The 20,277-nt window shown below is 70.8% G+C and carries 18 protein-coding genes, 1 tRNA gene and 1 pseudogene; 9 read left to right on the forward strand and 11 right to left on the reverse strand.

Features of this window, described 5'->3' with window-relative positions; all coding sequences use genetic code 11:
* Positions 1-59: 59 nt before the first annotated feature.
* The 3 genes from cydD to ADK57_RS24470 all read left to right on the forward strand — a co-directional run bounded on the left by cydD (position 60) and on the right by ADK57_RS24470 (position 5,488).
* Positions 60-3,560, forward strand: coding sequence for a thiol reductant ABC exporter subunit CydD (gene cydD, locus ADK57_RS24460; RefSeq protein ID WP_078973308.1), 3,501 nt, complete (start codon positions 60-62; stop codon positions 3,558-3,560).
* 76 nt (positions 3,561-3,636) lie between these two features.
* Positions 3,637-4,209, forward strand: coding sequence for a GAF domain-containing protein (locus tag ADK57_RS24465; protein ID WP_053751694.1), 573 nt, complete (start codon positions 3,637-3,639; stop codon positions 4,207-4,209).
* 205 nt (positions 4,210-4,414) lie between these two features.
* The gene (locus tag ADK57_RS24470; RefSeq protein WP_053751695.1) at positions 4,415-5,488 is read left to right on the forward strand and encodes a peptidoglycan DD-metalloendopeptidase family protein; all 1,074 of its coding nucleotides are present in this window, start codon (positions 4,415-4,417) and stop codon (positions 5,486-5,488) included.
* 21 nt (positions 5,489-5,509) lie between these two features.
* Here ADK57_RS24470 and ADK57_RS24475 read toward each other — a convergent pair whose 3' ends face one another.
* The 8 genes and pseudogenes from ADK57_RS24475 to ADK57_RS24510 all read right to left on the reverse strand — a co-directional run.
* Positions 5,510-6,397 (reverse strand): HAD hydrolase family protein, encoded by an 888-nt coding sequence (locus tag ADK57_RS24475; protein WP_199830674.1) that lies wholly within the window; start codon positions 6,395-6,397, stop codon positions 5,510-5,512.
* A 71-nt stretch (positions 6,398-6,468) separates the two neighbouring features.
* A complete protein-coding gene (locus tag ADK57_RS24480; protein WP_053751697.1) occupies positions 6,469-7,380 on the reverse strand; it encodes an LLM class flavin-dependent oxidoreductase in 912 nt (303 codons plus the stop codon).
* A gap of 52 nt (positions 7,381-7,432) precedes the next feature.
* Positions 7,433-7,891 (reverse strand): hypothetical protein, encoded by a 459-nt coding sequence (locus tag ADK57_RS24485; RefSeq protein WP_053751698.1) that lies wholly within the window; start codon positions 7,889-7,891, stop codon positions 7,433-7,435.
* Positions 7,892-7,898: 7 nt separating this feature from the next.
* Entirely contained in the window at positions 7,899-8,447 is a 549-nt protein-coding gene (locus ADK57_RS24490) for an RNA 2'-phosphotransferase (RefSeq protein ID WP_053751699.1), read from the reverse strand.
* 122 nt (positions 8,448-8,569) lie between these two features.
* On the reverse strand, positions 8,570-9,559 hold the full coding sequence (locus ADK57_RS24495) for a MerR family transcriptional regulator (RefSeq protein ID WP_053751700.1): 990 nt from the start codon (positions 9,557-9,559) through the stop codon (positions 8,570-8,572).
* Positions 9,556-9,993 carry a metal-dependent hydrolase gene (locus ADK57_RS24500; protein WP_053751701.1) on the reverse strand — a complete coding sequence of 146 codons (438 nt, stop codon included), beginning with the start codon at positions 9,991-9,993 and terminating at the stop codon, positions 9,556-9,558. Before ADK57_RS24500 ends, ADK57_RS24495 begins: the two co-directional genes overlap by 4 nt.
* Positions 9,990-11,750, reverse strand: a complete 1,761-nt coding sequence (locus tag ADK57_RS24505; RefSeq protein ID WP_053751702.1) for an SDR family oxidoreductase — start codon at positions 11,748-11,750, stop codon at positions 9,990-9,992. Before ADK57_RS24505 ends, ADK57_RS24500 begins: the two co-directional genes overlap by 4 nt.
* A pseudogene (locus tag ADK57_RS24510) lies at positions 11,747-12,076 on the reverse strand (Xaa-Pro aminopeptidase); the annotation flags it as partial. The pseudogene ADK57_RS24510 and the gene ADK57_RS24505, both read right to left, overlap by 4 nt.
* A 284-nt stretch (positions 12,077-12,360) precedes the next feature.
* Here ADK57_RS24510 and ADK57_RS24515 point away from each other — a divergent pair.
* The 6 genes from ADK57_RS24515 to ADK57_RS24540 all read left to right on the forward strand — a co-directional run bounded on the left by ADK57_RS24515 (position 12,361) and on the right by ADK57_RS24540 (position 16,545).
* Positions 12,361-13,326 (forward strand): ABC transporter ATP-binding protein, encoded by a 966-nt coding sequence (locus ADK57_RS24515; RefSeq protein ID WP_053751739.1) that lies wholly within the window; start codon positions 12,361-12,363, stop codon positions 13,324-13,326.
* Positions 13,316-14,233: a hypothetical protein gene (locus tag ADK57_RS24520; protein WP_053751703.1), complete on the forward strand. Its 918-nt coding sequence runs from the start codon at positions 13,316-13,318 to the stop codon at positions 14,231-14,233. The genes ADK57_RS24515 and ADK57_RS24520 overlap by 11 nt, the downstream gene beginning before the upstream one ends.
* Positions 14,230-15,141 (forward strand): ABC transporter ATP-binding protein, encoded by a 912-nt coding sequence (locus ADK57_RS24525; RefSeq protein ID WP_053751704.1) that lies wholly within the window; start codon positions 14,230-14,232, stop codon positions 15,139-15,141. The genes ADK57_RS24520 and ADK57_RS24525 overlap by 4 nt, the downstream gene beginning before the upstream one ends.
* 10 nt (positions 15,142-15,151) lie before the next feature.
* Entirely contained in the window at positions 15,152-15,871 is a 720-nt protein-coding gene (locus tag ADK57_RS24530; RefSeq protein WP_053751705.1) for an ABC transporter permease subunit, read from the forward strand.
* Positions 15,872-15,950: 79 nt separating this feature from the next.
* On the forward strand, positions 15,951-16,190 hold the full coding sequence (locus ADK57_RS24535) for a hypothetical protein (protein WP_053751706.1): 240 nt from the start codon (positions 15,951-15,953) through the stop codon (positions 16,188-16,190).
* A gap of 270 nt (positions 16,191-16,460) precedes the next feature.
* Positions 16,461-16,545, forward strand: a tRNA-Ser gene (locus ADK57_RS24540).
* Between the two features lie 76 nt (positions 16,546-16,621).
* Here the strand turns inward: ADK57_RS24540 and ADK57_RS24545 are convergent.
* From ADK57_RS24545 to pheA, 3 genes are all read right to left on the reverse strand, one after another.
* Positions 16,622-17,437 carry an HAD family hydrolase gene (locus ADK57_RS24545; RefSeq protein ID WP_053751707.1) on the reverse strand — a complete coding sequence of 272 codons (816 nt, stop codon included), beginning with the start codon at positions 17,435-17,437 and terminating at the stop codon, positions 16,622-16,624.
* Positions 17,434-18,711, reverse strand: a complete 1,278-nt coding sequence (serS, locus tag ADK57_RS24550) for a serine--tRNA ligase (RefSeq protein ID WP_053751708.1) — start codon at positions 18,709-18,711, stop codon at positions 17,434-17,436. The genes ADK57_RS24545 and serS overlap by 4 nt, the downstream gene beginning before the upstream one ends.
* Positions 18,712-19,251: 540 nt before the next feature.
* On the reverse strand, positions 19,252-20,184 hold the full coding sequence (gene pheA, locus ADK57_RS24555) for a prephenate dehydratase (RefSeq protein ID WP_053751709.1): 933 nt from the start codon (positions 20,182-20,184) through the stop codon (positions 19,252-19,254).
* Positions 20,185-20,277: the final 93 nt, after the last annotated feature.

Genomic DNA, 20,277 nt, shown 5'->3' on the forward strand with positions numbered 1-20,277 from the left:
CATGGTTTCGCGATGTTTCACGTGAAACACAAGGAACCACACCTCCTGGACCGAAGGGCATGTGTCACGTGAAACCGATCGATCCGCGTCTCCTCCGCTACGCCCGCGCCACCCGGTTTTTCCTGGTGGCGGTCGTCGGACTGGGTGTCGTCGGTGCGGGGCTCGTCATCGCGCAGGCGATGCTCATCGCCGAGGTGGTGGTGGGCGCCTTCCAGCACGGCATGGCAGTCGGCGAACTCAGGACTCCCCTGCTGCTGTTGACGGCTGTCGCCCTCGGCCGTGCGCTCGTCTCCTGGCTCACCGAACTGGCCGCGCACCGCGCGAGTGCCGCGGTGAAGTCGGAGCTGCGCAGGAGGCTGCTGGAGCGTGCGGTCGCGCTGGGCCCGGGGTGGCTGAGCGGGCAGCGGACCGGCTCGCTGGTCGCCCTCGCCACGAGGGGAGTCGACGCCCTCGACGACTATTTCTCGCGCTACCTCCCGCAGTTGGGGCTCGCGCTGGTCGTACCGGTGGCCGTGCTGGCGCGGATCGTCACCGAGGACTGGGTCTCGGCGGCCATCATCGTCGGCACCCTGCCGCTCATCCCGGTCTTCATGGTGCTCATCGGCTGGGCCACGCAGTCCCGGATGGACCGGCAGTGGCGGCTGCTGTCCCGGCTCTCCGGGCACTTCCTCGACGTGGTCGCCGGACTGCCGACCCTGAAGGTGTTCGGGCGGGCCAAGGCACAGGCCGAGTCCATCCGGCGCATCACCGGCGAGTACCGGCAGGCGACCATGCGGACGCTGCGGATCGCCTTCATCTCCTCCTTCGCGCTGGAGCTGCTCGCCACGCTCTCCGTGGCACTCGTCGCCGTGACGATCGGCATGCGCCTCGTACACGGCGACATGGACCTGTACATCGGTCTGGTCATCCTCGTACTGGCGCCGGAGGCGTATCTGCCGCTGCGCCAGGTGGGGGCGCAGTACCACGCCGCGGCGGAGGGCCTCGCGGCTGCCGAGGAGATCTTCTCGGTGCTGGAGACGCCGGTGCCGAAGCCGGGTTCCGCTGCCGTGCCGTCGGGGGGCCTGTCCTTCGAGGGAGTCACGGTCCGCTACCCGGGGAGGTCCGGGGACGCTGTGGCGGACGTGTCCTTCGCCGTCGAGCCCGGGGAGACGGTCGCGCTCGTCGGGCCGAGCGGTGCGGGCAAGTCGACGCTGCTGAACGTGCTGTTGGGCTTTGTACGGCCCGGCGACGGACGGGTCCTGGCCGGGGGAGTCGATCTCGCCGAGGCCGACCTGGAGCAGTGGCGGGCGCGGATCGCTTGGGTGCCGCAGCGGCCTCACGTGTTCGCCGGGACGATCGCCGAGAACGTACGTCTTGCCCGGCCCGACGCCGACGAGGCTGCCGTACGGCGGGCGTTGGGGGACGCCGGTGCGCTGGAGTTCGTGGACGCGCTGTCCCAGGGTGCCGACACCGTGCTCGGTGAGGACGGGGCCGGGCTGTCAGCCGGCCAGCGGCAGCGGCTCGCGCTGGCCCGGGCGTTCCTCGCCGACCGGCCCGTGCTGCTGCTCGACGAGCCGACGGCGGCGCTCGACGGGGCCACCGAGGCCGAGGTCGTGGAGGCGGTGCGGCGGCTGGCGGTGGGCCGGACGGTCCTGCTGGTGGTGCACCGCCCGGCGCTGCTGTCGGTGGCGGACCGGGTGGTGCGGCTGGCGGAACCGGTGTCCCCCGCCCGCATGGAGGCCCCTCTCAGGGCGGCTGAGGTCCGCACGATCGAGACTGAACCGGCGCTGGCTCCCGACGCACCCGAGACGATGGTGCCGGTGGCGGGCAGCCGTGGTGTCCTCGCCCGAGTTCGTTCCATGTCCGGAGCCCGGCGCGGGCGGCTCGCGCTCGCCCTGCTGCTCGGGAGCCTCGCGCTCGGCAGTGCCGTCGGCCTCATGGCCACCTCCGGGTGGCTCATCTCGCGGGCCTCGCAGCAGCCGCCCGTGCTCTATCTGATGGTGGCCGTGACGGCCACGCGGGCCTTCGGGATCGGGCGGGCGGTCTTCCGGTACGCGGAGCGGCTGGTGTCGCACGACGCCGTGCTGCGGATGCTGGCCGACACCCGGGTCGCCGTGTACCGACGTCTGGAGCGGCTGGCGCCCGCCGGGCTTCGGCAGACCCGCCGCGGTGATCTGCTGTCGCGGCTCGTTGCCGATGTGGACGCGCTGCAGGACTACTGGCTGCGCTGGCTGCTGCCCGCCGGCGCCGCGGTGGTCGTGTCCGCCGCGTCCGTCGGCTTCACGGCCTGGCTGCTGCCAGAGGCCGGCGCGGTGCTCGCCGCCGGACTGCTGACGGCCGGGGCGGGTGTCCCGCTGATCACCGGCGCCGTGGCCCGCCGGGCCGAACGCAGACTGGCCCCGGCCCGAGGAGCGCTGGCCACGCGCGTGACCGATCTGCTCACCGGGACGGCCGAGTTGACCGTCGCCGGAGCTCTGCCCGGACGTAGTGCCGAGGCACGGCGGGCCGACGAGGTGCTCACCCGGATCGCCTCACGCGCTGCCACCGCCACCGCGCTCGGCGACGGACTCACCGCGCTCCTCTCCGGCCTGACCGTCGCCGCAGCCGCCCTCGTGGGCGCCCAGGCGGTCGTCGACGGCAGGCTGGGCGGGGTGGCGATGGCCGTCGTCGTCCTCACCCCGCTGGCCGCCTTCGAGGGCGTACTCGGGCTGCCCCTCGCAGTGCAGTACCGGCAGCGGGTGCGCAGGAGCGCGGAGCGCGTGTACGAGGTACTGGACGCGCCCCAGCCCGTACAGGAACCGGAGCGGCCCCGGCAGGCGCCCGCGTCGCCGTTCCCGGTCATGGTCAAGGGGCTTGCCGCCCGTCATGCCGGGCAGGACCGGGACGCGCTCGCCGGGCTCGACCTGACCCTGGAGGAGGGCCGCCGGATCGCCGTGGTCGGGCCGTCCGGGTCCGGCAAGTCGACGCTCGCGCAGGTGCTGCTGCGCTTCCTGGACGCGGACGCGGGCTCGTACACGCTCGGCGGCGTGGACGCGTACGCCCTGGACGGCGACGACGTACGGCGGCTCGTCGGGCTGTGCGCGCAGGACGCGCACCTCTTCGACAGCTCGGTGCGCGAGAACCTTCTCCTTGCCAGGAAGGACGCCACCGAGGACGAGCTGCGCGACGCGCTGAGGCGGGCCCGCCTGCTCGACTGGGCCGACGGCCTGCCCGACGGGCTCGACACACTGGTCGGCGAGCACGGGGCGAGGCTGTCCGGCGGGCAGCGGCAACGGCTCGCGCTGGCCCGGGCGCTGCTGGCCGACTTTCCCGTCCTCGTGCTCGACGAGCCCGCCGAGCATCTCGATCTGCCGACGGCGGACGCGCTCACCGCCGATCTGCTGGCCGCCACCGAGGGCCGTACGACACTGCTCATCACCCACCGGCTGGCCGGCCTGGAGGCGGTGGACGAGGTGGTCGTCCTGGACGCGGGACGTGTGGTGCAGCAGGGGCCGTATGCGGAGCTGGCCGCTGTGGAGGGGCCGTTGCGGGGGATGGTGGAGCGGGAGGAGCAGGCGGATCTGTTGGTGGGGGTGCGGTAGGCAGCCGGCCCGCACGACACCGCGTCCGACACGGGCTCGACTCTCTGAATCGAATGGGGCCAATCGGGCTCGGTGCGTGTGCGCCGCGCCCCTCTCCGGCCCTCCGACGTCCGCCCACGGCCTGTCGGCCGACCGTGCCGTGCGGCTGCCGCAACTGCTGGAGGCGATGCGGTCCGCAGGCAGAGGCCTGGAACCGCACTCCACACCGGACCGGAGCTGCGAGACCGCGGCAGCCCTGACCGGCGCCCGGTACGCGGCGATCGGCGTCGTCGCCGAGGACGGGGACGGTCTCGTCGACTTCGTCCGCCAGGGGCCGACACGGCGACCGCCCGGAAGACCGGGCGGCTGCCCGACGGGCGCAAGGAATTGCTGGGCGCCCCTCATCCGCGACCCGGAGCCGATCCGGGGCCCGGCCCTGAACCTCGACCGGCGCTCGTGCGGCTTCCCCGAGCACCATCCGCCGATGCGGGGCTTCCTCGGCATCCCCATCGGCGTGCGGGGCGAGATCTTCGGAAACACGGAGAAGGCTGTACGAGGCCGCCCAGCAGCGCGAGCGCCGGATCGACGTCGCCGTCGACGCGACCGTGAGCCTGCCTGCCTGCCTGCCTGCCTGCCTGCCGGACGGACGGACGGCCCGGTGTCCGGCTGACGGTCGCGGACGACGGCGTCGGCTGCACGGGCCCGGTACGGGAACAGGCCGCGCCGGTACGACGGTGATGCGGGAGGTGCCCCCACTGACGGGGATCCGAGGCTTCTCCGCAGTGACGCCCCACTAGCCCATCTGCGGCAACCCGTCCCCCAGCCGGACGACTTGAACAGGGCCTCGGCCCGCCGCGCGGGCCAGGATCGCTGACATGCGCTCACCTCGCCGTCACCCGCTGCTCGTTCCGGCGCTGCTGTGCGCGTTCGCCGTGATCGCGGCCCGCCCCATGGGCACTTCCTACGCCGCCGACGACGGCGAGGACACAGACAGCGCCGCCGATGCCGGGCTCAACACCCAGGTGGTCCGGCTGTACGAGGACGCGGCGGTGGCGACGCAGCAGTACGAGGCGGGGCGGCAGGAGGCCGAGGTGCAGCGGGCGCAGGCCCAGCGCTTCGAGGCGCTGCTGGACCGGGAACGGCAGGGGATCGCCGTACTGCACGAGGACCTGGGCCGGATCGCGCGCGCCCAGTACCGCAGCGGTGGCGGCCTTCCGATCACCGCGCAGATGATCCTGGCGGACAGCCCCGACGAGCTGATGCGTGGTCAGCGGGCCGTGTGGAAGGCGGATCTCGCCGTCAACAACGCGATCGACAAGAGCCGCCGGGCCGAGGAGCGGCTCGCCGCGGACGAGGCCAAGGCTGCCACGACCTGGCAGCGGTTGCACCGGCGGAACACTGAACTCGCCGACCTGAAGAAGGGCATCGAGGCGAAGCTCGAACAGGCACGGTGGCAGTTGCAGGGCGAGGCCGACGCCTCCGTCGCGGCCGGTTCGTGCCGCGGTGCCGTCCGGCTGGACCAGCCGCAGACCGGCCTCACGAGCACCTGGGTCGCCCCCGTGGAGACGTACGAACTGTCCGCGGGATTCGGCAGCGGTGGTGAGCGCTGGGCGAACCGGCACACCGGGCAGGACTTCGCGGTGCCGATCGGGACGCCGGTGCGGGCGGTGGGCGAGGGGCGCGTGGTGAAGGTGTCCTGCGGGGGTCCCTTCGGCATCGAGGTCGTGCTCCAGCACGCGGGCGGCTACTACACGCAGTACGCCCACCTCGCCGCCGTCACCGTCGACCAGGGCGAGCGGGTGAGCCCCGGACAGTGGATCGGGCAGTCCGGTACGACCGGCAACTCCACCGGCCCGCACCTGCACTTCGAGGTGCGGGTCACTCCGGAGACGGGTTCGGCGGTGGACCCGGCGTCGTGGCTGTCGGCGCGAGGGGTCCCGCTGGGATAGGAGCCACGAACGCGGCCGGGGCTACGCGTGTTCCGCCAGCAGCCGTTCGATCACGACCGCCACCCCGTCCTCGTTGTTGGCGACCGTCCGCCCCGACGCCGCCGCGAGCACGTCCGGGTGTGCGTTGCCCATCGCGTACGACCGTCCCGCCCAGGTGAGCATCTCGACGTCGTTCGGCATGTCCCCGAAGGCGACGACCTGCTCGTGCGAGATGCCGCGCTCGGCGCAGCACAGGGCGAGCGTGCTGGCCTTGGAGACGCCGGGGCCGCTGATCTCCAGCAGGGCGCTGGGGCTGGAGCGGGTGACGTTGGCCCGGTCCTCGATCGCGAGGCGGGCCAGGGTGAGGAATGCGTCCGGGTCGATCTCGGGGTGGTACGCGAGGATCTTCAGGACCGGCTCGCCGGCACCGGGCCCATCCGGTGTCAGCAGGTCCTCGGCCGGCGCGAGGGAGTCCGGGATCTCCATGTGCAGCTTCGGATAGTCCGGCTCCTGGTAGAAGCCGTAGGTCTGCTCGACCGCGTAGACCGTGCCCGGTGCCGCGTCGCGCAGCAGCCGCACGGCATCCAGCGCGTTCTCCCGTGCCAGCTCGCGGACCTTCACGAACCGGTGGGTGCCGGGGCCGCCGTGGAGGTCGACCACCGCGGCGCCGTTGCCGCAGATCGCCAGGCCGTGACCGTGGACGTGCTCGCTGACCACGTCCATCCAGCGGGCCGGGCGGCCGGTGACGAAGAAGACCTCGATGCCGGCCTCCTCGGCGGCGGCGAGGGCCGCGACCGTGCGCGGGGACACCGACTTGTCGTCGCGCAGCAGGGTGCCGTCGAGGTCGGTGGCGATCAGCCGCGGCGGAAGGGCGGCGGCCGGGGTCTCGGGCTCTCGGGTCGCTGAGGTCACCCGGCCATTCTCACGCATATGCCTGCACGCCCGTGCGGGAGTCCGCACAGATGAGGTACAGATCAGGCACAGACGGCAGGTCGTCCAGGTCAGCGCAGCTGCCCCGGCGCCTCCATGGCGATCTGCTCGAAGACCTTCTCGTCGGCTGCGAAGTCCGAGTCGGGGATGGGCCAGTGGATCACGATCTCGGTGAAGCCCAGCTCCCGGTGGCGCCCCGCGAAGTCCACGAACGCGTCCAGGGACTGGAGTGGACGGCCGCGGTCCGGGGTGAAGCCGGTGAGCAGGATCTTGTCGACGGAGCTCACGTCACGGCCGATCGCGGCGCACGCGTCGGCCAGCCTCTCGGCCTGTCCGCGAATGGCCTGAACCGACTGTTCAGGAGTGCCGTTCTCGTACAGCTTGGGGTCGCCGGTGGTCACCCATGCCTGCCCGTAGCGCGCGGCGAGCCTGAGCCCGCGCGGCCCGGTCGCTGCCACCGCGAAGGGCAGCCGGGGGCGCTGTACGCAGCCCGGGATGTTGCGCGCCTCGTGCGCCGAGTAGTAGTCGCCCTCGTACGACACTCCGCTGGGGCTGTCTTCGATCAGCAGCCGGTCCAGCAGCTGCACGAACTCGGCGAAGCGGTCGGCACGCTCGCGTGGGGTCCACGGCTCCTGCCCGAGTGCGGTGGCGTCGAAGCCGGTGCCGCCCGCGCCGATACCGAGCGTCACCCGCCCGCCGGAGATGTCGTCGAGGGAGATCAGCTCCTTGGCGAGGGTCACCGGGTGCCGGAAGTTCGGCGAGGTCACCAGCGTGCCCAGGCGGAGATCGTCGGTGACGGCCGCGGCGGCGGTCAGCGTCGGCACGGCACCGAACCAGGGCCCGTCCCTGAAGCTCCGCCAGGACAGGTGGTCGTACGTGTACCCGGTGTGGAAGCCGAGCTGCTCGGCACGCGTCCATGCCGAACGGCCGCCTTCGTTCCAGCGGCGGTACGGGAGGATCACGGTGCTCAGACGCAGACTCATGTATCCGAGCGTATGCGGACGCACGTGTTTCACGTGAAACGGTCACCGACGGTCATCGCGCGCGCCCGCTCAGCCATGGGCTGAGGTTGATCATCGGCATGTACTCCCTGTGCGTACGGTCGCCGGTCAGCGGCACGATCAGGAAGTAGCCCGGCGGGAAACGGCGGCCCCTGACATGGGCGAGGTCGCCGAAGACGGAGCGGAGGAAGGCCGGCACGTCGTCGCGCGCGACATCGGGGCACTGGATGCCCTCGACCTCGATCAGCGCGTCGTCCTCGGGATAGAGCCGCACGCTCACCCGCGGCAGCCCGCCGAACTCGACGAACGCCTCGTGCGGCAGGGATCCGTCCGCGTCGGTGGTGACGCCGACGCCCGCGGCGCTTCGGCGCGAGGTCTGGTCGGCCCCGACGTCGTGGGTCACCTCGATCTCACGGGCGTACTCCGCGGCGATGATCCGGAGGGCGGTGACGGCGGCTTCGGTGGTGGGCAAGTGGTCCATACCACCGATCATGCAAGCCTCAACGGGGTTCTGGGAACCGCAGGTACCGCGGCGGGACCGCCTTCGTCAGCCACACCCCGTTCGCGCTGACGTGGAAGACATGGCCGTCGCGGTGCATGGCGCCCGCGTCCACCGAGAGCACGACCGGGCTGCCGCGGCGGGCGCCCACGCGGGTCGCGGTCTCGCGGTCGGATGAGAGGTGCACGTCGTGCCGGTTCATGGGCCGCAGGCCCTCGGCGCGGATCGCGTCCAGGGAGCGGGCCACGGTGCCGTGGTAGAGGTACGCCGGCGGGGTCGCCGGGGTCAGCCCGAGGTCGACGTCGATGCTGTGGCCCTGGCTGGCGCGGATCCGCGTGCCGTCGATCGCGAAGCGCCGCTTGTCGTTGGACTCGACCACGTGGTCGAGTTCCTCGCGCGTGAACCGGAAGCCGTGCGCGGCGGCCGCGGCGATCAGCGTGTCGATCTCCACCCAGCCGGCGTCGTCGAGGATCAACCCGATCCGCTCCGGCTGATGACGCAGGTGCTTCGACAGGTACTTGGACACCTTCACGGTGCGTCTTTCATCCACCCCACCAGCCTGCCGCGCGAGATGTGAATCACGCGAATGATTTTGCTCCGGATGTTTGATCCACAGCCAAGTACAGTTATCCACAGGGGAATTGGCGGTTCTGTGGACAACTGCCCTTGGATTCAAGGCGTTTCGCCAAGATCGTCTGATGCGCCGTAACTTGTGGCAAGTCGGTCCAAGGACCGTGCCCGCACCTCCCGTTCGGCGGCCAGCGCGATGAACTCCGCAGCCTGCTCGGCCCCAACCAGACTCTCGACAGCCCGCATTGTCTCCGCGGGGATCGCCACATCACGTGTCCGATCGGCGGGTGTCGGGACGTCCCCTGCGCCGAGGTGCTCCCGCAGATGCCGCACGGCCAACAACCGCATGGCCCGGGCGAGTTCCGCGTCCACCGTCTGCTGTGCCAGCGGTCGCAGCCGTCGTACGAGTGAGGCCGCTTCTGCCGCGTCCGCGTCCGTCGGGCGGTGCGGTCCGTCCAGGTAGCGGGCGAAGACGTGCTCGGTCGTGAACTCCAGGAAACGGGCGGCGATGTGCTCGACCCGACTCCTCAACTCCCGCAGATGGCACGAGATCGCGGACAACGGCACCCCCGCCGCATGCAACTCGGCGGCCACCGCCAGCTCTTGGGGGCTCGGCACGAGGAAGGAGTCGTCGTCGCCGGGGACCGGCTCCAGCACGCCCAGGTGCACGGCCTCGGCGATCGCCGCGTCGTCGGGGACACCGCCGAACCGCTCGTCCAACTCGGCGCGCGAGATCCGTACCGCCTCCTCGTCGGTCCACGGACCGTCCACCTCGGCGACCAGACCGAGCACCCCGCCCAGGCCCCGGCCCGCGTCCCACGCCTCCAGGAGCTCCTTGACGGAGGCCAGCGTGTAGCCGCGGTCGAGGAGATCGGCGATCTGGCGCAGGCGCACGAGGTGGGCGTCCGCATAGACGTTGGCGCGGCCACGGCGCTCCGGGCGGGGGAGCAGCCCGCGATCCTGGTAGGCGCGGATGGTCCGGACCGTGGCGCCGCTGAGGTGCGCCAGATCCTCGATCCGGTAGGCGGGGGCCTCGGCCCGGTGCCCGGAATCCCCGGCGCGGCGGCCGGAGCCCCGGGCGCCGTCCGTCACGAGGCCGCCGCCCTCGCCGCCGGTGACCTCTTCAGGTACTGCACCGCCCGGCTCAACGACCCCTCCTGCGACGGGTGGTAGGGCCGCCGGAAGTAACGGGGTATCGCCGCGCCCAGTTCCCGCCACGGGGGCAACAGGCCCTTGCGTACGGCCCTTTCGTGCTCGGCGAGGGAGTGGCGCAGGCGGCCTGCGAGTTGCGGGTCGTGGCGGATGGCCTCCTGGCCCATGAAGCCCCTGCCCTCGGCGGGCGGTTCGGGGTCTCCGACGAGCGGGAGACCTTCCCTGAAGACCCGCACGAACCACCGCTCCCCCGCCGGCAGCAACAGGTGCAGCACATCGATCACATGCGTTGCGGTCGGCTCGCCGGGGATCCGGTGCAGAGGCGTGCGCGACCAGTCGAAGGAGGCCCTGCGCGGGGTGATCCGTGCGCTCACAGCGGTGGCTCCAGGCGGGCGATCGCCCGCAGTGCCCTGGGCGTGAAACGGGACATGAGGAGGGCGCCGCGCGCCTCGGGCGTCACCGGGACCACCGCCTCGTTCCGCACCACCGCCCGCAGGATCGCGTCGGCGACCTTCTCGGGCGGGTAGTTCCGCAGTCCGTACAGGCGGGCGGTCCGCTTCTGGCGCCGCTTCTCCTCGGCTGCGTCGACCCCGGCGAAGCGCGCGGTCGAGGTGATGTTGGTGTTCACGAACCCGGGACACACCGCGGTCACGCCGATGCCCCGGCCGGCCAGCTCCGCGCGCAGGCACTCGCTCAGCATCAGCACGGCCGCCTTGGAGGTGCTGTAGGCGGGCAGCGCCTTGGAGGGCTGGTACGCCGCCGCCGACGCGGTGTTGACGATGTGGCCGCCCTGGCCGCGGTCGGCCATCTGCTTGCCGAAGAGCCGGCAACCGTGGATCACGCCCCACAGGTTGACGTCGAGAACCTTCTTCCAGTCCTGCGGGGTGGTGTCGAAGAAGGACCCGGACAGGCCGATGCCGGCGTTGTTCACCAGGACGTCCACCACGCCGTACTCGGCGGCGACCTTCTCGGCGAGCTTCTCCATGGCCTGCTCGTCGGAGACGTCGACCGTCTCGGCCCAGGCCTCGGGCGCGCCGACCAGCCGGGAACGTTCGGCGGTGCGGACCGCTGCCTCGGCGTCCCGGTCGACGGCCACCACGCGCGCGCCGGCCTCGGCGAACGCGAGCGCCGTGGCCCGCCCGATGCCGCTGCCCGCACCGGTGACCAGCACGAGCTGTCCGCCGAACCGGTCGGCGTGACGGCCGGTCGCCGTCACGGCATCCGGCCTTCCGCCCTCCACCGAGGTCACGAACTCCGAGATCCAGGATGCCAGTTGGTCGGGCCGGGAGCGGGGGACCCAGTGCCTGGCCGGAATGGTGCGCCGGGTCAGCTGCGGAGCCCACAGCTCCAAGTCGTCGTAGAGCTTCTCCGAGAGGAACGCGTCCCCCAGGGGCGTGATGAGCTGCACGGGCGCGTGCGCGTACGCGTCCGTCCGCGGGCGGCGCAGTCGGGCCCGGACGTTGTCCCGGTACAGCCACGCCCCGTGCGCCGCGTCCGTCGGCAGCGACGAGGTCGGGTAGCCGTCGCCGGGGATCTTCTCGACGCGCTCCAGGATCCTCGGCCAGTACTTGCCGAGCGGACCGCGCCAGGCCAGCTCGGGCAGCACAGGCGTGTACAGCAGGTAGACGTACCAGGACTTGGCACCCTGGCCGAGCAGCTGGCCGACCCGGCGCGGGGTGGGGCGCTTGACGCGTTTGTTGATCCAGTGGCCGAAGTGGTCGAGGGACGGCCCGGACATCGAGGTGAAGGACGCGATCCGGCCCTCGGTGCGCTTGACCGTGGCGAACTCCCAGGCCTGCACCGAGCCCCAGTCGTGCCCCACCAGGTGCACCGGCCGGTCCGGGCTGACCGCGTCCGCGACGGCCAGGAAGTCGTCCGTCAGCTTCTCCAGCGTGAACCCTCCGCGCAGCGGCTGCGGTGCGGTGGAGCGGCCGTGGCCGCGGACGTCGTACATCACCACATGGAAGCGCTCGGCCAACCGGGACGCGATCCCGGACCACACCTCCTTGCTGTCCGGATAGCCGTGCACCAGGACGACCGTCGGCCCCGAGGGGTTCCCCAGTTCGGCGACGCACAGCTCGACCCCGCCGGTCCGCACCCGGCGCTCCCGCACACTCGTCGGCAACGTCACTTGTCCTCCGCCCAGCGCCGCACGTGCGGCAGATCGTCGTCCAGCCAGAAGGCGCTCTGCCCGGGGTCCCCGGAGTCGGTGACGACCAGGATCTCCTCGAACTTCGCGCCCGTGCCCCGGAAGCCCGGATGTGGTTCGACCGCCCACAGGCCCGGCTGCGGCGGATGGTCGCAGAAGCGGTACGGCGACCACGGCGGGGACCAGCCCTCGCGGTGCCCGTGCGGCGCGTCGGCGGCGAGGCCCTTCAGTGACCGCGTGCCGAACCCGAAGACGTGAGGTGACCAGCGGCGCTGCCTGACCCGGTCGACCTTGTGCGCGATCACGCCCCTGCCTCACCCTCGTCCACGTCAACCGCGGTACGTGCCCGCAACTTGACACTGGTGAATGTGACAGTCATCAGAGGCTCCGTCAACAGGCGTGACGGCGGGCTGTGGACAACCAGGCGGGTGTGGACAACTTCGCGGACGTTTGGCGGATGTGGAGAACCGGCCATGCGTTGTTCGACCTGAGGGGGACCCTTAGGGACCCGTACGCCTGGAGTCTGATACCAAGACGGCTCTGCGGGGTGACGACCGGCGTGGTCCAGGTCACTACTGTCGAAGACGTGACTGTGATCGCGACCGAAAGCCTGAGCAAGCGGTTCCCCCGGGTGACCGCGCTTGACCGGCTCTCCGTGGACGTCGGGCCCGGTGTGACCGGACTCGTCGGAGCCAATGGAGCCGGCAAGTCCACACTGATCAAGATCCTTCTGGGTCTGTCCCCCGCCACCGAGGGCCGCGCCGAAGTGCTCGGACTCGATGTCGCCACCAAGGGCGCCGCCATCCGCGAGCGGGTCGGCTACATGCCGGAACACGACTGCCTGCCGCCCGACGTCTCGGCCACCGAGTTCGTGGTCCACATGGCGCGCATGTCCGGCCTGCCGCCCACCGCCGCGCGCGAGCGCACCGCGGACACCCTGCGGCACGTGGGGCTGTACGAGGAGCGCTACCGGCCCATCGGCGGCTACTCCACCGGCATGAAGCAGCGCGTGAAGCTGGCGCAAGCCCTCGTGCACGACCCGCAGCTGGTCCTCCTGGACGAGCCGACCAATGGCCTCGACCCGGTCGGCCGTGACGAGATGCTCGGCCTGATCCGCCGCATCTACACCGACTTCGGCATCTCCGTCCTGGTCACCTCCCACCTGCTGGGCGAGCTGGAGCGCACCTGCGACCACGTGGTCGTGGTCGACGGCGGCAAGCTCCTGCGCTCCAGCTCCACCACCGACTTCACCCAGATCACGACCACCCTCGCGATCGAGGTCACCGACACCGACGAGCACCCGGACGGCACCCGTGCGGTGCGCGACGCGCTCCACGCGCGCGGGATGGACGTCCTCGACAGCGGCGCCGGCCTGCCGGGCGCCGGACACGTACTGCTGCTCACCGCGCAGGGCGAGGAGACGTACGACCTGGTGCGCGACGTGGTCGCCGACCTCGGCCTCGGCCTGGTGCGCATGGAGCAGCGCAGGCACCACATCTCCGAGGTCTTCACGAACGAGGACGAGCAGCGGAAGGAGGCGGTCGGCCATGGCGGTTGAGCAGCCCCTGCGGACACCGGCGGCACCTTCGGGTGACCAGACCCGCATTCACAACATCGGTTATCGCACGTACGACGGCCCGCGTCTGGGCCGCTCCTACGCCACCCGCTCTCTCTACTCGCAGTCCCTGCGCGGCTCCTACGGCCTCGGCCGCTCGGTCAAGTCCAAGGTCCTGCCGATGCTGCTGTTCGTGGTGATGTGCGTGCCCGCGGCCATCATGGTCGCCGTCGCGGTCGCCACGAAGGCCAAGGACCTGCCCCTCGACTACACGCGCTACGCGATCGTCATGCAGGCCGTCATCAGCCTGTACGTCGCCTCGCAGGCACCCCAGTCCGTCTCGCGCGACCTGCGCTTCAAGACAGTCCCGCTGTACTTCTCGCGGCCCATCGAGACCGCCGACTACGTACGCGCGAAGTTCGCGGCCCTGGCCTCGGCGCTGTTCATCCTCACCGCCGCCCCGCTGCTGGTGCTCTATGTGGGCGCCCTGCTGGCCAAGCTCGACTTCACCGACCAGACCAAGGGATTCGCACAGGGGCTCGTCTCGGTGGCACTTCTCTCACTGCTCTTCGCCGGCCTCGGCCTGGTCATCGCGTCGGTCACCCCGCGCCGCGGCTTCGGCATCGCCGCCGTGATCGCCGTCCTGACCATCTCCTACGGCGCGGTCTCCACGCTCCAGGCCATCGCCGACGTGCAGTCCAGCACCGGATCCATCGCCTGGATCGGCCTGTTCTCGCCCATCACACTCATCGACGGAGTGCAGTCCGCGTTCCTCGGCGCGAGCTCGGCGTCCCCCGGAGGGGTCGGCCCGACGAACGGGGAGGGTGTGGTCTACGTCCTCGTCACGCTCGGCCTGATCGCCGCCTGCTACGGCCTCCTGATGCGCCGCTACCGAAAGGTCGGACTGTGACCACGCTCAACATCGACCACGTCTCGCGCTGGTTCGGCAACGTGGTCGCCGTCAACGACATCACCATGACGATCGGCCCCGGCGTCACCGGCCTGCTGGGCCCCAACGGCGCCGGAAAGTCCACCCTCATCAACATGATGGGCGGCTTCCTGGCCCCCTCCACCGGCACCGTCACCCTCGACGGCCAGCAGGTCTGGCGCAACGAGAACATCTACAAGCACATCGGCATCGTCCCCGAACGCGAGGCGATGTACGACTTCCTCACGGGCCGCGAATTCGTCGTCGCCAACGCCGAGTTGCACGGCCTGGGCGCCAAGGCGGCCCAGAAGGCGCTGGCCACGGTCGAGATGGAGTACGCGCAGGACCGCAAGATCTCGACGTACTCCAAGGGCATGCGGCAGCGCGTGAAGATGGCGAGCGCGCTGGTCCACGACCCGTCCCTGCTCCTGCTCGACGAGCCCTTCAACGGCATGGACCCGCGCCAGCGCATGCAGCTCATGGACCTGCTCAGGCGCATGGGTGACGAGGGCCGCACGGTCCTGTTCTCGTCCCACATCCTCGAAGAGGTCGAACAACTCGCCCGGCACATCGAGGTCGTGGTCGCCGGACGGCATGCGGCCAGCGGCGACTTCCGCAAGATCCGCCGCCTGATGACCGACCGCCCGCACCGCTACCTGGTGCGCTCCAGCGACGACCGCGCCCTCGCGGCCGCGCTGATCGCCGACCCGTCCACGTCCGGCATCGAAGTCGACCTGGCGGAGGGCGCGTTGCGCATCCAGGCCGTCGACTTCGGCCGCTTCACGGCCCTGTTGCCGCGCGTGGCCAGGGACCACGGCATCCGGCTGCTCACGGTCTCGCCGTCCGACGAGTCGCTCGAGTCCGTCTTCTCGTATCTCGTCGCGGCGTAGGAGGCCGAACATGTACGACCCCACAGTCGCCCGACTCACCTACCGCGCCCTGCTCGGCCGGCGTCGGGCCCTCATCCTGGGCGCGCTGCCCCTGCTGCTGATCGCGATCTCCGTCGTGGTGCGCGGCCTGGCCGGCGCCGACGACCAGACCGCGTCCGACCTGCTGGGCGGGCTCGCGCTCGCCACCATGGTGCCGATCATCGGCGTCATCGCGGGCACCGGCGCGATCGGCCCGGAGATCGACGACGGCTCCGTGGTCTACCTGCTGTCCAAGCCCATCAAACGGCCGACGATCATCTTCACCAAGCTGATCGTCGCGATCGCCGTGACGATGGTGTTCTCCGCGGTGCCCACCCTGATCGCGGGGTTGATCCTCAACGGCAACGGCCAGCAGATCGCCGTCGCCTACACGGTGGCCTCACTGGTCGCCTCCATCGCCTACGCGGCGCTCTTCCTGCTGCTCGGCACGGTGTCCCGGCACGCGGTGGTGTTCGGCCTCGTCTACGCGCTCGTCTGGGAGGCCCTGTTCGGCTCCCTGGTGGCCGGGGCACGCACGCTCAGCGTCCAGCAGTGGTCGCTGGCGGTGGCCCACAAGGTGGCCGGCGGGGACCTGGTGACATCCGACGTCGGGCTGACGACGGCGACGGTCCTGCTGGTCGCGGTCACCGTCCTGGCGACCTGGTACGCGGGGCAGAAACTGCGGTCACTGACGCTCGCGGGCGAGGAGTAGACGCACTGCTTATTGACCGGGGCTTCACCTCGGTCCGGGCAGACTGGGCAAACGCGGGCGCACGGCTGGGAGGACGGGGATGGCGGACGAGGCGTCACAGTACGAGAGTCGCGGACAGTCCGGGGACGAGGTCTGGGACGACCTCGTCCTGGACGACGACTTCATACGGTCCGCCGAGACCTCCGAGCCGTCCGCGCGAGCCCGGATGCTGGCCGCACGCTGGCGCACCGAGAAGCCCGAGCCGCAGCCCTGGCGCTCCGACGAGCCGCCCGCGGGGTGGTTCTTCAGCAAGCGTCGGCGCAGGTGGCGGCGGCGGTGAGGGAGTCCGGGGCCGGCGGTTAATCAGTGGCGTCGAACACGGCGTACGGGCACAGTGGTTGTGTCCAGGACGCCGGATCGAACCGGCGCCACACACTGGGGAGGAGGTCGACGATGTCCATGCACGACAGTCCGTCGAGCTCCCCACAGGGCAGCCCGCGGCGGACTCCGGAGTAGTTACCCCTCCGTCGAGTCCGCCCCGCACGGGGAGCTGCCCGGGGCGGCCGCTTCGAGCACGCGGCGCACTGCGCTCGCGTGAGGCCGCCCACCCGGAGGATTGGCCGAGTGGTAAGGCACTGGCTTGCTAAGCCATGGTCGGGGGCAACCCCGCGCACGTTCGATCCGTGCATCCTCCGCAAGACGTTGGCACCGTGAACTCGGCCGAGTTCACGGCCGAGTTCTCGGCTGGGCACGGCAGGAAGGGCCCGGCCCTCAGCCCAGCAACCGCTCCAACACCACCGCGATCCCGTCCCCTTCGTTGGAGGACGTCACCTCGTCCGCCACCGACTTGAGTTCCTCGTGGGCGTTGGCCATGGCCACACCGTAGGAGGACCAGGCGAACATCGGGATGTCGTTGGGCATGTCGCCGAAGGCGATCGTGTCGGCGGCCTTCATGCCCAGGCGGCGGGCCGCCAGGGACAGTCCCGTCGCCTTGGAGAGGCCGAGGGGGAGCAGCTCGACGATGCCCTCTCCGGCCATCGCGACGTTGACGAAGCCGCCGGCGGCCTGTCGGGATGCCTCGGCCAACTCGTCGTCCGTCAGCGTGGGGTGCTGTATGTAGATCTTGTTCAGCGGGGCGGTCCAGAGGTCGGACGCGTCCGTGAAGGGTGTCGCGGGGAGCTTGCCGGTGACCGCGTAACCGGGGCCGACCAGCACCTCGCCGTCCAGGCCGTCCCGGCTCGCCGCGAGGTACAGCGGGCCGACCTCCGCCTCGATCTTGGCCAGTGCCACGCCGGCCAGCTGGCGGTCCAGCGTCACCGAGGTCAGCAGGCGGTGCTCGCCGGCGTCGTACACCTGGGCGCCCTGGGCGCAGACCGCGAGGCCGTTGTAGCCGAGGTCGTCGAGGATGTGGCGGGTCCACGGGGCGGCGCGGCCCGTCACGACGATGTGAGCGGCACCCGCCGCGGTGGCCGCGGCGAGTGCCTCACGGGTGCGCTGCGAGACCGACTCGTCGGAGCGCAGGAGCGTTCCGTCGAGGTCGGTCGCGATCAGGCGGTAGGGAAAGCCCGGTGCAGCGGACGTACTCACTTGGCGACCGGCTCCAGGATCTCCCGGCCGCCCAGGAAGGGGCGGAGCACTTCCGGAACCCGGACGGAGCCGTCGGCCTGCTGGTGGTTCTCCAGGATCGCCACGATCGTGCGCGGTACGGCGCACAGCGTGCCGTTGAGCGTCGCCAGCGGCTTGACCTGCTTGCCGTCACGGACGCGGATCGACAGGCGGCGGGACTGGTACTCGGTGCAGTCGGAGGTCGAGGTCAGCTCGCGGTACTTGCCCTGCGTCGGGATCCACGCCTCGCAGTCGAACTTGCGGGCGGCCGAGGAGCCGAGGTCGGCGGAGGCGACGTCGATGACCCGGAACGGCAGTTCCAGCGAGGTCAGCCACTGCTTCTCCCACTCGAGCAGGCGCTGGTGCTCGGCCTGGGAGTCCGCCGGGTCGACGTACGAGAACATCTCGACCTTGTCGAACTGGTGGACGCGGAAGATGCCGCGGGTGTCCTTGCCGTGCGAACCGGCCTCGCGGCGGAAGCAGGGCGAGAAGCCCGCGTAGCGCAGCGGGAGGCGGTCGGCGTCGATGATCTCGTCCATGTGGTACGCCGCGAGGGCGACCTCGGACGTGCCGACGAGGTAGAGGTCGTCCTTGTCGAGGTGGTAGACGTCCTGCGCGGCCTGGCCGAGGAAGCCGGTGCCGGCCATCGACTGGGGGCGGACCAACGCGGGCGTCAGCATCGGCGTGAAGCCGGCCGCCGTGGCCTGCGCGATCGCCGCGTTCACCAGGGCGAGCTCCAGCAGGGCGCCGATGCCGGTGAGGAAGTAGAAGCGCGAGCCGGAGACCTTGGCGCCGCGTTCGACGTCGATCGCGCCGAGGGTCGTGCCGAGCTCCAGGTGGTCCTTGGGCTCGAAGCCCTCGGCGCCGAAGTCGCGGATCGTGCCGTGCGTCTCCAGCGTGACGAAGTCCTCCTCGCCGCCCACGGGCACCTCGGGGTGCACGAGGTTGCTGAGCTGGAGGACGAGCTCCTGGGTCTCGGTGTCGGCCGCGTCGCGCTCGGCGTCGGCGGCCTTGACGTCGGCGGCGAGCTGGCTCGCCTTCTTCAGCAGCTCGGCCCTCTCGTCTCCGGAGGCCTTGGGGATCAGCTTGCCGAGCGCCTTCTGCTCGGCACGCAGCTCGTCGAAGCGTACGCCGGACGACCTGCGCCGCTCGTCGGCGGACAGGAGAGAGTCGACGAGCGCGACGTCCTCTCCACGGGCGCGCTGGGAGGCGCGCACACGGTCGGGGTCCTCACGGAGCAGGCGAAGGTCAATCACGCGACCAAGGCTACCGGTGCGGGGTGACGGCTCACGACTCACTATTCCGTGCTGCGCCGAATCGAGGCCTACGTTGCGTTATGCGGCAATTGCCGGGTGTGTCAATAAAAGGCGTCTCACTCCCTGGGACGGGGCATGCAGAGGGCGCGAAGTTGACTCGATTCCCTTGTGGGGAGCGGGACTTGGGGTGCCCTTCGTCCACAGAAATCCACAGCGCCGAAAAGTTATCCACAGGCTGTGCGAAAGATCTGTGGATGTCGGAAGCGATCATTCCGAGTCGGGTGTGCGGGGCGAAGGAATCCCGCCCCAAACCAGCGTCCCGCCCACTTTCGGGTGGAAATGGGTCGCCCCAAAGGATGGCGGGAGGGAAACGGGTGGACGAAGAGTGACCTACGGGACTGTGGACGAACTTGGGCGCTGTAGGGCGATTTGTCGACTGAGTCGCGCTTCGTTGTCGACTTGTCCCCAGGTCGAGAAGCTCACCTGTGGAAAACTCCTGTGGATAACTAAAATATGCAGGTAGGAGTGGTCGGAAACGTTCTAGAAACGTCCATCCTGGCATCGCGCCACCCAGTCCGCCGCAGACACGAACTCCTCGTCCGAGGTCCCCGGGAACGGAGGGCGTACGTCCGCCACATCCACGTCCGCGCGCGGATACGAGCCGAGGAAGCGCACCTGGAGGCAGATCCGCTTGAGCCCCGTCAGCGCTTCTGCGACCCGGCGGTCGGAGATGTGGCCCTCGGCGTCGATGCAGAAGCAGTAGTTGCCGATGCCCGCACCGGTGGGCCGGGACTGCAGCAGCATCAGGTTGATGCCCCGGGTGGCGAACTCGCCGAGCAGGTCGCGCAGGCCGCCGGGGTGGTCGTCGCGCTGCCACAGCACGACGGACGTCTTGTCGGCGCCGGTCGGTGCGGCGGGCCGGGCGGGCCGGCCGACGAGCACGAACCGCGTCTGGGCGTTCTCCGCGTCGTGGATCCCGGTCTCCAGGGCCTCCAGGCCGTACCGGGCGGCCGCGAACTCGCCCGCGAAGGCGGCGTCGTACTGGCCCTCCTGGACCAGGCGGGCGGCGTCCGCGTTCGAGGCGGCCGACTCCCAGTGGACGTCCGGGAGGTTCTTCTTGAGCCAGTTGCGCACCTGCGGCTGGGCGGCCGGATGCGCGGAGACCGTCTTGATGTCCGACAGCTTGGTGCCGGGCCGGACCAGCAGCGCGAAGGTGATCGACAGCAGCACCTCGCGGTAGATCATCAACGGTGCGCCCGCGACCAGTTCGTCGAGCGTCGTCGTGATCCCGCCCTCGACGGAGTTCTCGATCGGCACGAACGCGGCCTCGGCCTCACCGACGCGCACCGCGTCGAGCGCGGACTGCACGGACACGTACGGGATCAGTTCACGGGTGGCCGCCTCGGGAAGCGTGCGCAGGGCGACTTCGGTGAAGGTGCCCTCAGGGCCGAGATACGCATAGCTCGCTGGCATGACCTCACCCTAATGGCCCTTGCCGATCCGGTAGCACGCATCCTGGCCCAGCCACCCCCGAGGGCGACCTCACTGTCGTACGACTGTGCAGTA

Origin of the sequence: Streptomyces sp. MMG1533 (assembly GCF_001279775.1) — a bacterium.
Lineage (GTDB): Bacteria > Actinomycetota > Actinomycetes > Streptomycetales > Streptomycetaceae > Streptomyces.

Excerpts from the sequence above, each read along its gene's own strand:
- ADK57_RS24475 (WP_199830674.1), bottom strand. The coding sequence starts at position 6,397 with ATGCGTGAGAATGGCCGGGTGACCTCAGCGACCCGAGAGCCCGAGACC.
- ADK57_RS24480 (WP_053751697.1), bottom strand. The coding sequence starts at position 7,380 with ATGAGTCTGCGTCTGAGCACCGTGATCCTCCCGTACCGCCGCTGGAAC.
- ADK57_RS24485 (WP_053751698.1), bottom strand. The coding sequence starts at position 7,891 with ATGATCGGTGGTATGGACCACTTGCCCACCACCGAAGCCGCCGTCACC.
- ADK57_RS24520 (WP_053751703.1), top strand. The coding sequence starts at position 13,316 with ATGGCGGTTGAGCAGCCCCTGCGGACACCGGCGGCACCTTCGGGTGAC.
- ADK57_RS24470 (WP_053751695.1), top strand. The coding sequence starts at position 4,415 with ATGCGCTCACCTCGCCGTCACCCGCTGCTCGTTCCGGCGCTGCTGTGC.
- ADK57_RS24530 (WP_053751705.1), top strand. The coding sequence starts at position 15,152 with ATGTACGACCCCACAGTCGCCCGACTCACCTACCGCGCCCTGCTCGGC.
- pheA (WP_053751709.1), bottom strand. The coding sequence starts at position 20,184 with ATGCCAGCGAGCTATGCGTATCTCGGCCCTGAGGGCACCTTCACCGAA.
- ADK57_RS24535 (WP_053751706.1), top strand. The coding sequence starts at position 15,951 with ATGGCGGACGAGGCGTCACAGTACGAGAGTCGCGGACAGTCCGGGGAC.
- cydD (WP_078973308.1), top strand. The coding sequence starts at position 60 with ATGTGTCACGTGAAACCGATCGATCCGCGTCTCCTCCGCTACGCCCGC.